This window comes from Tolypothrix sp. PCC 7712, from assembly GCF_025860405.1.
GTDB lineage: Bacteria > Cyanobacteriota > Cyanobacteriia > Cyanobacteriales > Nostocaceae > Aulosira > Aulosira diplosiphon.
In genome coordinates, this window is record NZ_CP063785.1 from 6117792 (window position 1) to 6132807 (window position 15016).

At 38.3% G+C, this 15016-nt stretch carries 10 protein-coding genes and 1 CRISPR repeat array; of the genes, 4 read left to right on the top strand and 6 right to left on the bottom strand.

The genetic code is table 11. From position 1 onward, the window contains the following. Positions 1-362: 362 nt before the first annotated feature. The 5 genes from HGR01_RS25055 to HGR01_RS25075 all read right to left on the bottom strand — a co-directional run bounded on the left by HGR01_RS25055 (position 363) and on the right by HGR01_RS25075 (position 6147). On the bottom strand, positions 363-1343 hold the full coding sequence (locus HGR01_RS25055) for a magnesium transporter CorA family protein (RefSeq protein WP_045873122.1): 981 nt from the start codon (positions 1341-1343) through the stop codon (positions 363-365). Between the two features lie 43 nt (positions 1344-1386). After that, entirely contained in the window at positions 1387-1575 is a 189-nt protein-coding gene (locus tag HGR01_RS25060) for a hypothetical protein (protein ID WP_045873121.1), read from the bottom strand. A 125-nt stretch (positions 1576-1700) separates the two neighbouring features. Then, positions 1701-3761, bottom strand: a complete 2061-nt coding sequence (locus HGR01_RS25065) for a hypothetical protein (protein ID WP_052335342.1) — start codon at positions 3759-3761, stop codon at positions 1701-1703. 1667 nt (positions 3762-5428) lie between these two features. Continuing rightward, positions 5429-5701, bottom strand: coding sequence for a GNAT family N-acetyltransferase (locus HGR01_RS25070; protein WP_045873120.1), 273 nt, complete (start codon positions 5699-5701; stop codon positions 5429-5431). Positions 5702-5949: 248 nt separating this feature from the next. Further along, positions 5950-6147, bottom strand: coding sequence for a hypothetical protein (locus HGR01_RS25075; RefSeq protein WP_045873119.1), 198 nt, complete (start codon positions 6145-6147; stop codon positions 5950-5952). Positions 6148-6686: 539 nt separating this feature from the next. On the opposite strand from HGR01_RS25075, the gene HGR01_RS25080 reads away from it, so the two are divergent. The 4 genes from HGR01_RS25080 (at position 6687) to HGR01_RS25095 (ending at position 13771) form a co-directional block, all read left to right on the top strand. Further along, on the top strand, positions 6687-7649 hold the full coding sequence (locus HGR01_RS25080) for an AAA family ATPase (protein ID WP_045873118.1): 963 nt from the start codon (positions 6687-6689) through the stop codon (positions 7647-7649). Between the two features lie 15 nt (positions 7650-7664). Continuing rightward, positions 7665-9014, top strand: coding sequence for a DUF58 domain-containing protein (locus tag HGR01_RS25085; protein WP_045873117.1), 1350 nt, complete (start codon positions 7665-7667; stop codon positions 9012-9014). Then, complete coding sequence (locus tag HGR01_RS25090) at positions 9011-11014, top strand: transglutaminase domain-containing protein (RefSeq protein WP_045873116.1); 2004 nt, start codon at positions 9011-9013, stop codon at positions 11012-11014. Before HGR01_RS25085 ends, HGR01_RS25090 begins: the two co-directional genes overlap by 4 nt. A 506-nt stretch (positions 11015-11520) precedes the next feature. Further along, a CRISPR array of direct repeats spans positions 11521-13159; the repeat unit is 37 nt; unit sequence GTTTCAATCCCTAATAGGGATTAAGTGAAGTTTAAAC. A gap of 375 nt (positions 13160-13534) precedes the next feature. Continuing rightward, positions 13535-13771, top strand: a complete 237-nt coding sequence (locus HGR01_RS25095) for a hypothetical protein (RefSeq protein ID WP_045873115.1) — start codon at positions 13535-13537, stop codon at positions 13769-13771. A 330-nt stretch (positions 13772-14101) separates the two neighbouring features. Here HGR01_RS25095 and HGR01_RS25100 read toward each other — a convergent pair whose 3' ends face one another. Continuing rightward, positions 14102-14902 carry a DUF928 domain-containing protein gene (locus HGR01_RS25100; RefSeq protein WP_045873114.1) on the bottom strand — a complete coding sequence of 267 codons (801 nt, stop codon included), beginning with the start codon at positions 14900-14902 and terminating at the stop codon, positions 14102-14104. Positions 14903-15016: the final 114 nt, after the last annotated feature.

The following is a 15016-nucleotide window of genomic DNA, read 5'->3' on the forward strand; positions in this document are numbered from 1 at the left end:
ATGCTTTTGCTTTGAGTAAACTTGAAAAATTAATTATTAATAGCCTTTATTGAACAAGAATATACAATTAATTTTTACTAAGTCTAATAGTTGAGAAAGAAACAAAATATTTTTGTATTATTTAGCTGTTCATAAAATATATAATCTTTATTCAGTATGAATACTTTTATATTAAAATTGATGATAAGAATTAACATCTGAAAAAAGTCTGAAAGACATCATCAACGAAATATATAAATTCGCTATGACTTTCGTTGTTAACATCAGCATATATTCCTATAACAAAAGTTATAGCCAGAATAACAATCTGTAGTTTATGATTTGTATTCCAAGGCGAGGAATCTTTAATTGCACTGATTTACTTAAAGCCAACTTTGTTTTTTAGCATACATAATACTGCCAAGCACAATACATACCATCACACAAATCACCATAGGATAAGCCAAAGGGTGTTCTAATTCAGGCATATGTTTGAAGTTCATGCCATAAAATCCGGTAATGAAAGTAAGTGGTAAAAATACTGTAGAAAGGATAGTCAGGCGATTAATTCGTTCACTCGTTTTGCTAGCAGTATTATCGCGTTGAATTTCGAGTAATTCTGACATCCAGATTCTCAAAGCTTGGTATTCTTGCCAGAGTTTATCGACTTGGTGGGCTAATTCTTGATGAAACAGTTCCTTGACTGGCGAACTTAACCATTGAAAATCTTCATAATCTATCATAGCTAGCAGAGACTTGATGCTTTGAAAATTACGTCTGCCGCAGCGAGTAGATTGCCTCATTGTGGCAATTTTCTGGTAGGTTGATTCATCGCCAGAATTATCCAAAACTGCATCTTCTAAATCATCCAGTTGTCTAGAAATATAGTCAAATACAGTATAGTAATTATTTAATATATCTCTATAAATAAGATAGATGAGATAATCTACATTCTGATTTTGGAGATTGATAATTCCCTTTTGTATATTATTAGTTAGGGTAGTTAAAATTCTGATTTCGGTAGTTTCAAATGTGAGGATAAAATTGCTGCCTACTACAATACTGCCACGCACTATCTCAAACTCGCGATTTTTTATTTGATTAGTCATAATTTCATAGTTATCAAATAAACAATCCTCTATATCTTCATCAATTCCTAGAGGAAAATGATTGAAAACCATATCAACGCGAGATGGCAGAAGTCCGAAGTGGTTAATAATTTTAGCAATGGCAGTGCGATCGCGGAAGCGAATACAACGCAACCAGATATTGTCAAAGCTACTAATCCTTTCCAGTATGGAGTTGACATCGTTACTGGTGAATAGTTCCAGATGATTCTGGGAAAAGCGGAGCAGAATTAGCATATCGCAATCCTAATTGAGCCGTGCACAACACGGTTACTGGCAATCATACCTTGAGAGACGAACTGTCTGATCGTTGCCAGTGATACAAACTGCTGCAAGCAAAAGCTGTTTGAAGTTTGTATGCAAGTATACATTGCTCAATAGCAATAGCGATCACATCTTCTTTGCTGGATAGAGAAAGCAAGCGAACAGAGGAAGCAACTTGCAGAAAGCTTTGATTGTGAGCCTTCATTTTGCTTCCCCCTCTGCTCAATATTGGTGTAAGTTAAAAATGCTGAATCCTTAGTCAAAAATATTATTTAACGTCTAGTCCTTATTCTCTAAGCCTTTTCCATCCGGTTACTCAGTTCATAGTGGTTACTTATTCTCAACCCTAGTCCATTGGATCTGAGGAGATTCAACTGCAGCAGTACTAGAAACCGGAAGAATCACGTCGTTTTTCTTAGGTACTTGAACTCTGGTTCCAGGTGTCAGCACCTTACCATTGACGATGCTGTTTCCTCCGAGGGTTGTTCCTCTTGTGGTGTAACCTGTTGCGAGAGCAGGCAAAATGGTATTCCCTTGTTTGTTGACAACTTCTTTGACAACCATCAACTCAGCAGGAGAAACCTCGCGAGCTTTACCAACCAAAGGCTGGGATAAGTCGCTATCCACCACACCAATCAGGCGGTTCTGGTAAGTGAAGGCAAAACCAAGCTGTTGTACTGAAGCCAGAGCCATTCCTTTTTCCTGTGCAATTCTTTTTACTTCTTCCTCAAGGTTGAAGTTCTTGTCTTGTTCCTCAGCTTGGAGCAAGTTGCGAATCTCTTCAAATGCTTTTTGCGGTTCGCGATCAGCTGCAAGTTTTTCAGCTTTGTCAAAAGTTTGAGGAGATATAGAATTTCTTACCAAGAGGATCTTGTCGGGTGTACTCTCTACCTCAACAGCACTAACAACTAACTTTTCCTCAACCTGTGATTTCTCCCCTACCCAACGTTCAGATTGGAGGCGATATGCTTCAGGATTTGCATTAGGAGGAGTTAGCCCAGCCTTTGTTACCTCTTGAGCAGTGGGATTAGCTCCGATGAGAGTCACAAGGTATTTAGTAACTTTTACGACATTAGAAGAGGCGCTTGCTTGCTTGATACCACAAGGAGTTCCTACAAAGTCAAAGTTAACAACCCCTCTTACACCCCATTCCGAGTATTGGTTAGATCCAACGGTATAGTCTCCAACTAAGGCGGCTCCAGATGTACAAGATAGAGCTACAGACATACCGCCAGAAATTCTTGCGGCTTGACCTTGTGCTGTCTTTGCAAAAGAGTACAACCGTTGGGCTGCTTCTGCTTGAGCAAACACAGATACTTTTTCTCCCACAGGGCGCTGAACCCCTCCAATGATTCCTACGTTGCCAAAGGCAGTTTGAGAAACCTCGTCTCCACCAGTATTTCCAACACCAACGACGTTGCTATAAACTCCGACATAGCTGTTGTGACGAAGAGAATCACCAGGTGCATTCAATACAACTCCAGCAGTTACGCCTCCTGCTCCAATTGCATCAGATGGAGCTGCAGGATTGTATGTAGCTTGTCCAAAGAGGAATGTATTTTTAGCCAAACGATGGCTAACAGTGCCTTCAACTCCAGCTGTGGGGAAGGTACCACCGCCTGCAAACACAGAACCGGAAATGTCTGTATGACCAACTTTTACCCTTCTAGCACCAGCAAGTGGCATAGAAGAAATAGGAACAAGGTTTCCAACTACTTTGCTTTTCTTTTTAGGTTCCGGCTGAGAATCAGCAATAGGTTGGCCATTGGGTTGAGTACTAGGACTAGATTGCGGGTTTGGTTGGGGTTGAGAATTGACATTACCTGGTGGATTGTTTTGAGGATTGGAATTTGGTTGGGGATTATTAGGATTGGGTTGTGGATTTGATTCAGGGTTCGGTTGGGGGTTGGGATTTGGTTGCGGATTTGATTCAGGATTCGGTTGGGGGTTGGGGTTTGGTTGGGGGTTGGGATTGGGTTGCGGATTTGATTCAGGATTCGGTTGGGGGTTAGGGTTTGGTTGTGGATTGGGATTGGGTTGCGGATTTGATTCGGGATTTGGCTGGGGGTTAGGGTTTGGTTGGGGGTTAGGATTCGGTTGTGGGGTTGGTTTGGGATTTGATTCAGGATTAGGTTGCGGCTTGGGTTGGGGATTAGGTTTGGGATGTGCTTCAGGATTGGGTTGCGGTTTGGGTTGGGGATTAGGTTTGGGATGTGCTTCAGGATTGGGTTGCGGTTTGGGCTGAGGATTAGGTTTGGGATGTGCTTCAGGATTAGGTTGTGGCTTATGTTGGGGATTGGGTTTTGGCAAACAAGGTTCTCCGGCGAATGCAGATTGCGTCACCAAGAGCAACAATAGATGAGATATTGCAACAGAAACTCTATAAATCATTGATTTCCTCCTCACGTGTATAGATTTCAAACTCTCCATTCCCAAGGATGAGAGAGTAAATAGGTAGCGGAAACAATCGCACAACTGATGCCGATCGCCCATCATGAAAGAAATATAGATAGTAAAAAATCTTAAGACAGCAAACTATAGGCAAGCTGTCTCTCGCCAATGGCAATATATGCATAGATGATGCATCCCAGAATTATAAAGTTGGAAAAATCCTAGTTTGTCTCAGTCAACTAGTCCTAAATATGCCAAAACTTAATAGGGAACTTAATTGAAGATATACAAGCAATCTTTACCAATTCCGTAAAGTTTGTACTTGATATTTCTCAAAAAACCTCTTTATGAGTTGATGTGAAAGATAAATTATTTTGATAGGGTATCTTTTTTTATTCCATCTCAAGGTTGATACCTGTATTCAAAATAAGCATCTCTGCCAAATAACCAAGCAATATTTTAGTTGGCTCTAAGAATGCGATGACATTTAGAGCAAATTCAGCACCTTCTTTAAAGAGAATGCAAGTTTTAAGATATTGACTGATAATCAAAAGAGAAAATTGATTGCAGGCAGATGATTACTCAGCCTTAGCAATTTCAAGGATTGAATCCTGTAAACATTAAAGCTGCAATTTTGCAGTTACAATTCCACCAATTGTCATATTTGCCTCACAATATTTAGATGCATTTTACCCAATTCGTCTTTAGAGACTCAAAATCATCAGATAACTTTTTGTACCTGATGATTTAGTTCTTTACCCTAACTCAAAAAAACTATAGAAGCTGGAAATCCAAAATAATTAGCATTTTTAATTAATTACAGACAAAATAGTCTATAAATCTCGCACAGTAGGAGCTTTAGCAAAAAACTGCTATTTTTGATATCTTGCTAGAAAATAAACACTCAAACGCTTATTTTATAAGCATTCAAGAGATTAAATATTGCTTTTTCTGCCTTACAGAAATTTAGGCTGGTTAAATACTGTAAGTCTTGCGTATTTTGTCGGATGCACTCAGATAGAAGATTCATCTCTGTTAGTAGAAATGCTGTATAAATATCCTTTTACCATATATCAACTAGTTTTTGGATAAATTAAACACATATTCATCTGGCATACATGGGGTTGACACAACAATGCATATATGCACTAAAATACTGAATTGGAAATATGAAGTTACCTTTATGAGACTTTATCTATTCTTAAAAGATATTTTCACCGCTAAAATTCACTGCTTTGGAGCCGTGGTGATGGTTTATGTAATTAAGTAAAAATAATTACATGATTAATTGCTGGTAGATTCCTAACTAATTTTTCAATATCTTTTACTCAACCTCATCTAAGAGGTTAATGGGAAAAAGGGGAATGGGAAAAGGAAAAGAAAACACCTTTAACGCTTAAGCTTTAACCTTTTCCCCAAAACCAATTTTGAGTTCAAAACGCTTAACCGAGTATTGGGTAGGGCACGGCATCTATAATCTTTTGGTAGATTCAATTATCTTACTGGTGCCGTGCCCCTACATAGAATTAATCTGTCACAGACATTATTTGAATAAGTAACCTATTAAAAATTAATTTGATTTCATGCATTGTAAATCTTACCCAAAGATTTTAAGCCAAAGATAATTAGTTAAATCTAATCTGAGATTACTCACGTAAGAATTGAGTTTAAATTACCTCTTTCCAATAACCGGAGTAGCATTTGCCAATAATATGAAAACCCAAGGATTGATACAGCCTAATTGCCTCAATATTATCTTCATCTACCCACAGCCTGACTCTTGGGTATATGTGCAATAATTCCTCAATTAAAAATGCTAGTAGCTTGCGGGCAAATCCATGTCTGCGGAATTTTACGAAAGTAAAAGGGGCAATGACGAGAGCATCAAGTTTGGTTGTAATATAGCTAACTACAGAGACAATTTGGTTTTCATGTTCCAAAACTGCGATCGCTCTATAATTTAAGGATCAATACACCTGCTTTTACTGAATTTCCTGTATCGAACTATATCACCACGGATAAAATTGCTAATTTAATGCAGATATACAGAAGTGTGGTTGAGCAATGATGGCGATCGCTTCCCCTTCCGTAGAGTACAGTATATTTAACGTAAATCCGATTACAAGGGTAGGGGCACAGTATTTTGTGCCCCTACAATTATCAAACTTCTACCTTGTGCAATCCGACATCACCATCGAAAAAGTTTGAGATAGAGTGCAGCATCGATACGACAACCTTGATAGGCTAGAACATATAATTCTTTCAGGTCGTTCATTAGCGGATAGCGGGGGTTTGCGCCTGTGCATTGGTCGTCAAATGCTTGTTCTGCCATTTCTTCCAGCTTGGCATAGCATTCTTGATCTTCATCTCCCAACGCTTGTTTCATTGTGGCAGGAATATCAATTTGACGTTTGATATTCTCGATTTCCCTAATCTTTGATTATTTTTTATTGTGTGATTTTCGTTTGGACAATTGGGTAATTTGAGATTGTGCATAAGTTATAGTTACTTTGAAATCAGCCATCGACCTGGCTTTTTACTCTTATACCAATTTAAAAAAGAATGCGACAGATTTTAGGGGCAAGGCAGTGCCTTGCCCTCTAGAATCTATTGATGTTTCGCAAACATTATTTGATTTGGTATTACTTTGAGTTATAGGTAAAAAATGTGAGGAAGTTGTGGGGATATTTTGGTTTCCACAATTAAGTTCAGAAAATACTGCAAGAGAAAATCTCGGAGGGTGCGTTACGCGAGCCAATGCATCCTACTCAATGAAATGTGGGTGAAATTTTCTGGCTTGTGTAGGAATAATTCGCTGATCTTCTTCTTTGAAAAATTTAGGATTATTTTATTTTTAGAATTACCCAAAGTTACAGGTGGTAAATGGGTACATTAACTTCATGACATTCTGTGCAATGAAGGAAAATGGATAATCCTAACCTACAAACTCATCAATTGCCAAGCCAAGAAATTTATCAAAGAATTTTTCATAATATCCAAAAGGTCATAAAAGGGCAATCAACTGCAATTAGAAAATTGCTATCAGCCTTTGCTAGTGGTGGACATGTGCTACTGGAAGATTATCCAGGAACAGGTAAAACAACCTTAGCAAAAGCTCTCGCATACTCTGTAGATGTCACTTTTAAGCGGATTCAATTTACACCAGATTTGTTGCCTTCGGATATTTTAGGCTTATCCATGCTTGATCCCAACGAACGCACCTTTCATTTCCACGAAGGCCCGATTTTTGCTCATATTGTCTTGGCTGATGAAATTAACCGTGCTTCACCACGTACCCAATCCGCATTACTAGAAGCTATGGCAGAGTTTCAAGTCAGTATTGATGGGAATTTGCGAAAACTGAAAGACCCCTTTTTTGTGATTGCTACTCAAAACCCTGTGGAATCTCGCGGTACTTACCCTCTTCCAGAAGCGCAAATGGATCGCTTTGCACTGCAGTTTAGTTTGGGGTATATATCGCCGGAAGATGAGGTGAATTTACTTTCTGACCAAATTCAACAACACCCTATCGATACCATTCAACCTTGTGTTGATTTGCAGGACATTATGACTTTAAAACAGCAAGTCAAACAAGTCCGTATTTCTCAAGAATTAAAAACTTACCTTGTAGATATTGTTAATGCTACTCGCTCGGCTCCAGGGGTGCAATTAGGCGCTAGTCCAAGAGCTTCTATTGCTTTGATGAAAATTGCTCAAGCATTAGCCTTATTTGATGGCTATGAATTTGTCACACCAGAACATATCCAAGAACTAGCGGTATCTGTAATTGCTCACCGTTTGGTTATGGAACCACAAGCGCGTTTTTCTGGGAGAACCGCCATCAGTGTTGTGGAAGATATTCTCAAATCTGTTAAAGTTCCAGTTTGATAGCAACAGTGAAAGATGAAACTTTTTATCTATCGTCTTTTCTATTTTAGTTATGGCATCCACCGCAAGTTAATTAGACGAGTTACTGTTAGCGGTATGTTGATTTTATTACTAGCGATCGCATCTGGTTTTACTGGCTCTAGTAATGAAAGTATGAACTATCAAGTAGTGACTTTCTTGTTATCTATTATCACTATTGCTATAGTTTATAGCTTATTTTTTCGCTATCGTTTTAGTGCTCATCGCCATCTACCTAGATTCGCAACTGTGGGCGTAAAACTAAATTACAAAATTGTCATTCATCACAAAAGCGATAAAATTCAACAAGGACTAAAATTATTTGAAAATTTGGCAGATTCCCGTCCTAGTTTTAATGATTTCATAGCAACATCAACAACAGTCAAAACTCGGCAACGGTCTTTAAATCAAGCTTTTGGATACGACAGATGGCTGTGGTTAATTGCTCGCCAACAATGCGGTGTAGCTCTACCAATAAAGTTACCAGTCTTAGCACCTCATAGCAAAACAGAAATTATTGCTGAAATCATCCCTACTCACAGAGGTATAATGCGGCTCACTGGGCTGACAGTAGCTAGACCCGATCCTTTTGGTTTATTTAATGCTTGTAAAACTATTTCTTTACCCCAATCTTTATTAGTTTTACCTAAGTTATATCAACTGCCACCAATTCAACTTCCTGGTGTTAAAAAACATCAATCTGGTGGTGTGGCTTTAGCTTCTTCTGTAGGTGATTCAGAAGAATTTAGGTCATTGCGTGATTATCGTCCGGGAGATCCACTGCGAAAAATTCACTGGAAAAGCTGGGCGAAAGTTGGTAAGCCAATTGTTAAAGAAGAACAGGATGAGTTTTTTGTCCGACACGCGTTGATTTTAGATACATTTCAAAGCGTGAACTATAGCGAAATTTTAGAATCAGCAATCTCAATTGCTGCTTCATTAGCTTGTGAAGTGCAAACCCAAGAATCATTATTAGATTTAATGTTTGTCGGTCATGAAGCTTATTGTTTTACCTTTGGTAGGGGAATTAGCCATACTGATAAGATGCTGGAAATTTTAGCTTCTGTTGTTGCCTGTCGAGATAAAACTTTTGATGCAATTATTCCCGCAGTATTGGAGAAATTATCTTTATTGAGTGGCTGTATCTGTATCTTTCTCTGTTGGGATGAAGATAGAAAAAGATTAGTTAATTATCTCAAAACTATGGGTATCCATACTTTAGTTTTAGTCGTTACCAATCAAGCAGGTGAATTAGATCACTCTGATTTAGCCTCGATGAACGATGAACTAGCAACTTTTCATATTTTAACTTTGGGCAATATACAAGAGGAACTAATGCATCTATGAAAGCGCCAGTGCTGCTGTTGAGTGCGGCTTTAATTTTTTGGGGATCGCAGACAGGAATGTGGATTTTTGCTATACCCATGTCTGCAATTTTAGCAGGATATCACTTGATAAATTCGCGGTGGGATTTTTCCAATGATGATTTCCAACGCATTGCTAAGTTGTGTGTGATGATTTTCCTGGTTGTATTTGGTTCTTTAATCACTACTAACCGTTCCATTTACTTAGTCTACACTCTCTTGCAGTGGTTGCCATTAGTATTTTTTCCTCTGCTAGCTGCTCAAACATATTCGATAAATGAAAGTTTTGATATTCGGACACTTTTTGTATCGCTGAAGAAATTAACACAAGTAGAATCAAAACGCTTCATTATTAATTTAAATTATCCCTATTTTGGTATTTGTATTTTATCGGCGGGAGCCGCAAATAGTCAGGAAATTTCTTTTTATCTTGGGATGTTTATTCTGATTGGCATTGCCCTATGGTTTGTGCGATCGCAGCGATTTTCAGTAAGTATCTGGCTGAGTTTAATTTTACTAGCTGGAGGTGTAGGTTTTATCGGACAAATGGGAGTCTATCAACTGCAACAGAATTTAGAAAGTGCTGTTGTTTCATGGTTAAGTAATGCTAATAGTATAGGACAATTAATCGATTCAAAAACCAAACAAACGAGTATTGGTGAAATTGGAGTTTTAAAGCAATCAGATACAATTATATTCCGAGTCAAATCTGATAATTCCCAAGTTTCTCCCGGTTTATTAAAAGAAGCAACTTATAATAAATATAAATCTGCGGTTTGGATAGCCGCTAATCCTAATTTTACTCCTGTACAATCTGATGTTAGTGGTAGCAATTGGCGTTTAGATAATAAACCAGTCACAGGCTCAACTCTCACTATTTCTGCTAATTTGAATAGAGGTAAAGGCTTACTGCGGTTGCCTAATGGCACATTTGAAATTGACAATTTACCAGTCAGCCGCATGGAAAAAAATAAATATGGCACAGTAAAAGTAGAGGGTAAAAATGATGCGATCGCTTACCGAGCCATGTTTAATGATCGCCTTTCCTTAGATAGCCCACCCACAGCAGATGATTTGCAAATAGCTACAACTGAACAGGAAACAATCAATCAAGTTATTAACCAATTAAATATTACCGGAAAATCGCCACGCCAAATTTTACAGCTTGTAGATAGCTTCTTTATCAAGAATTTTCGTTATTCTTTAAAACTTACAGGTAAAAATAATCAACCAACACCTTTATCAGCGTTTTTATTAGAAACTCGCGCTGGACATTGTGAATATTTTGCCACTGCTACTACATTAATTTTACGTGCTGCTGGGATACCCGCTCGTTATGCAGTAGGTTATTCAGTTCGCGAATTTAGCCAATTAGAGAAACAATATATAGTACGTAGTCGCCATGCTCATGCTTGGACATTGGCTTATATAAATGGTAAATGGCAAACCTTTGATACAACACCTGCTGATTGGGCAAATATAGAAAATGCCAATGCGTCTAAATTAGCATTCATCTCTGATTTATGGTCATTCTTTAGATTTAAACTTTCAGGCTGGTTACGTTCTAACTTAGTTAAAAGTCTATTGAATTATGGCTGGTGGCTAATTATGCCATTAATGTTGTTGCGGTTGTGGAAGTTTAATTCTAAAAGTACCGCTCGCCGTTTATCTAAAAAACAATTAGTCACTGAGAAACGAGCTAAATCTGATTTCCATAGAAAGGATGATGAATTTTATTTAATTGCACAGAAGTTAGAAGATTTAGGATTACACCGTCATCCTTCCGAGTCTTTAAAAACTTGGCTACAGAGGCTAAAAGAGGAATTACCGGCAGCTAATTTAATTGATGATTTGCCATTGATAGTGGAATTATATTACCGCGATCGCTTCGATCCGCAAGGTATTAAAGAGACTGAAAAAGCTAAATTAAAATCTGCTGTTGCTGCATGGCTAGTTAAACATAACCAGGTAAAAAACACATAATAAGCTAATGCGCGCCTAAATGGCATAACTACTCATGAAGGCTGTTAACTGTTAACGGTTGACTGTCAACGGTCAACCGTCAACAGACCTCATGAGGGATTGTGCAACTTAAAAGCAGAATAGCTTACCATTTTGAAAAAAGAATGCGACAGATTTTAGGGGCACCAGTCAGATAATTTGATATACCAAAAGATTGTGGATGCCCATACGTGTCAACTTAAGCTAAAAGCTATATAGGACGGGCGTTGTACAAAACTTTCGCCCTCATCCCCTAACCCCTTCTCCCCCAGGAGAAGGGGAATTAAATCTCTTGCTCCCCTCTCCCGGTGGGAGAGGGGTTGGGGGTGAGGGCAAAAACCTTGCAACCAAGCAGGTTTCGCGTTAAGTTGACACGTATGGTGGATGCCGTGCCCCTACAAAGACTTTATTTGTCGCCAACATTATTTAAATTGGTATTAGGTGAAATTTCAATCAGGCTAGGGAATGTGCAGAGAAATTAAATATCAGTTTCAATCCTTAATAGGGATTAAGTGAAGTTTAAACTGCAAAGTTTTGTATGGGCTTAGTGGGGGTTCTGGAGTTTCAATCCCTAATAGGGATTAAGTGAAGTTTAAACTTGATGCAATCAAACCTTGATTGCTACCTACTCTTGTTTCAATCCCTAATAGGGATTAAGTGAAGTTTAAACGCTATATATAGTCCAAGATTGCGATGCTTTAATTCTTTGGTTTCAATCCCTAATAGGGATTAAGTGAAGTTTAAACCTGTGAGGCGATCAACCGTTTTGCTGAGAAACTACTAAGAGGTTTCAATCCCTAATAGGGATTAAGTGAAGTTTAAACCCGCATCCATTAATTCATCAATTCTGCGGTATCCTGGTTTCAATCCCTAATAGGGATTAAGTGAAGTTTAAACTTGAGTTAAGAGAGTTTAAAAGCGTGTTTTGTTGAGTTTCAATCCCTAATAGGGATTAAGTGAAGTTTAAACTGATTTGATGCTAGGTAATGCCACGAATTTAAGTGGTTTCAATCCCTAATAGGGATTAAGTGAAGTTTAAACCAGTCTATACGCCTGAAGAGATGGGTGCAACAGTTGTTTCAATCCCTAATAGGGATTAAGTGAAGTTTAAACTTTCTGATTAATTTCAGCCGCATACTTTTGAGTAAGTTTCAATCCCTAATAGGGATTAAGTGAAGTTTAAACTTGTTCCGTATGGAGGGTCAACATTCTCAATAAAGTTTCAATCCCTAATAGGGATTAAGTGAAGTTTAAACCATCAAGCCTGGCCCGAATGGGTTGCCTTGTAGAGTTTCAATCCCTAATAGGGATTAAGTGAAGTTTAAACTCTACCTCTATTCAAAATACCATTTATTTATTCCATTGTTTCAATCCCTAATAGGGATTAAGTGAAGTTTAAACTCAACTAGAGGGGTTTTTATTTTGCCTAAAATTAGTTTCAATCCCTAATAGGGATTAAGTGAAGTTTAAACAAAGGGTAGGCAAACAGGCGCATCAGTAGTATATGTTTCAATCCCTAATAGGGATTAAGTGAAGTTTAAACTTCTAGAGTATCTAGCAATATTGAAGAAGTTGAAAGTTTCAATCCCTAATAGGGATTAAGTGAAGTTTAAACAAAACTCTTCCAATGACTATTTAAGACAAGCTCGTTTCAATCCCTAATAGGGATTAAGTGAAGTTTAAACCAATGGCGCAGAAGCAGCAGTCAGTTAGAACACCATCCCTGTTTCAATCCCTAATAGGGATTAAGTGAAGTTTAAACGGGACTTCTCCAAATAATTCCTTTGATAATTCCCTGTTTCAATCCCTAATAGGGATTAAGTGAAGTTTAAACATTGAGGAAAGAAATACAAAGGTCATTCAAGTGATTGGTTTCAATCCCTAATAGGGATTAAGTGAAGTTTAAACCATTTGCTCTTTTAGGTGTTATTCCTATTTCCACTGTTTCAATCCCTAATAGGGATTAAGTGAAGTTTAAACTCATAAAAAAACGCCCGTAGGCGTGTAATTTGGTTGTTTCAATCCCTAATAGGGATTAAGTGAAGTTTAAACCCTCACGTGAGGGCTATTTCTTAAAACTCTATTTCTTTGTTTCAATCCCTAATAGGGATTAAGTGAAGTTTAAACTGCGGCAGCCCCAAAGCCAATGTATATATAGTTTTCAAGGTTCTGTTGCGCGGACAGTGCAATCATAACATAAGCAAGAATGAAGCAGCAAACCCAAAATGGCTGAAAGTCAATCCCTGTAAGGCGCGCGGGTGATTGAGAAGCAATAAAACAATGGAAGCCTTATATACAAATAGTTTTAACGGTTTTTGGTGAGATTACTTTTTTAACACCTACCCATCCGCGCATTCTGGCAAGAAAAGAGTATCGTTACGGGCGGCTGATATTCAATCATAGCAGCACAGCCAATGCATTAGGGAAGGCTAAAACATCAATTATTGAGAGCTAGTTAATCGAAAAATTGGCTCGTTGGTTGTGAAGGAGATCTGGTTGTGCGTGAAGGAGATCTGGTTGTGCGTGAAGGAGATCTCATTGATAGAGAACCCGATCTGGTTGGTTGTGAAGGAACCGATGTTCTCTATGGATGAGCGCTCATTGATAGAGAACCCGATCTGGTTGGTTGTGAAGGAACCGATGTTCTCTATGGATGAGCGCTCGTTGATAGACAACCCGATCTGGTTGGTTATGAAGGAACCGATGTTCTCTATGGATGAGCGATCGCAAGCTATGTAAGTACTCACGCAAAATTATTTATGTCATTGCGAGCGAAGCGAAGCAACCCCAAAACCCTTGTGATTGCTTCACTCCACTTCGTTACGTTCGCAATGACAAATGTATATTTAATTTTGCATCACTACTTAGACGCAGTATATCCGTAGAAATCGCACCCAGTAATGCTAATTATTAACTTGGTCATTTAAAAAAGAGAAATACATGAATTAAGGGCGCAAAAATTTGCGCCCCTATAGATAATTTATGTGTTGCAATAACTTAGGATTGTGTCAGTACCTAGGCAGAATTAATTACACAAATTGTTTTTTCTCCTACCTGAATTAGTGCAAGTTACTGTGAAACAATCGGTTGCGTTGCTACGTTACTTAAACCAATGCTGGTAATTAAATTTTGCCATTCGGCTTGCAGCTTGCTATCGTTAGGGTTCTTTTGAAGCAATTGTGCCAAAATTGTCACTGTTTCGTACCAAATGCCATTTTGGGCGTAAATCGCTAGCTGCTGTTGAGGTTTAGCTTTTTCTATTTGTTGAGCGATCGCCTGATTCAAATTCACTCGCTGAACTACTCCTTCAACATAAATGGGCGGCGATTGTTTTTCTGGATCGCAATAAACACTGAGAAACCAGCGATATTGTTTGTTCAATTCCAATGGTGCTACAGTTTGCGGTAAAGAAACGTTGATAACTCCCGGTTGGTTGGGTAGAGCGATCGCAGTTTGGTAAATTTGGTTGGCAGCGTCATCTTGCAAAGTAAACTCCACTCGATTACTCCAATTTTTTGGTAGTGGTAGATAAAACCAAAAAGTTGGGCGTGCTGCTGTCGTCAATCCCCAAACATCCTCAGTTGAGTCCGCTTTTTTAATAAAGGGTACTAAAGCTGTGAGTTCAGGTTTAAACAGTGGACAAGTACCACGTTTGGCCCCTCCCAAAACGCGACCCCCTGGCGGTGGCTCTGGCGGTGGTGTGGGTACATTAAAGTTAACGGTTGTAATAGTAGTGTTACTTGACTTTGTGTTGATTAGCTGTCTATAGTTCCCTGGTTCTGCGACGATTGATGTCTGTCCCAGCAGTATACTAGTGCAACTAACAGCAAATACTAAAGACAATTTCATTGGTAATGAAATGAATTTCATAAGATTTACTGGGAATAAAAGATGAAATTTGGGATTGGGGAATGGGGAATGGGTAATGGGTAATGGGTAATGGGTAATGGGTAATGGGTAATGGGGAAATAACGATAATAAATG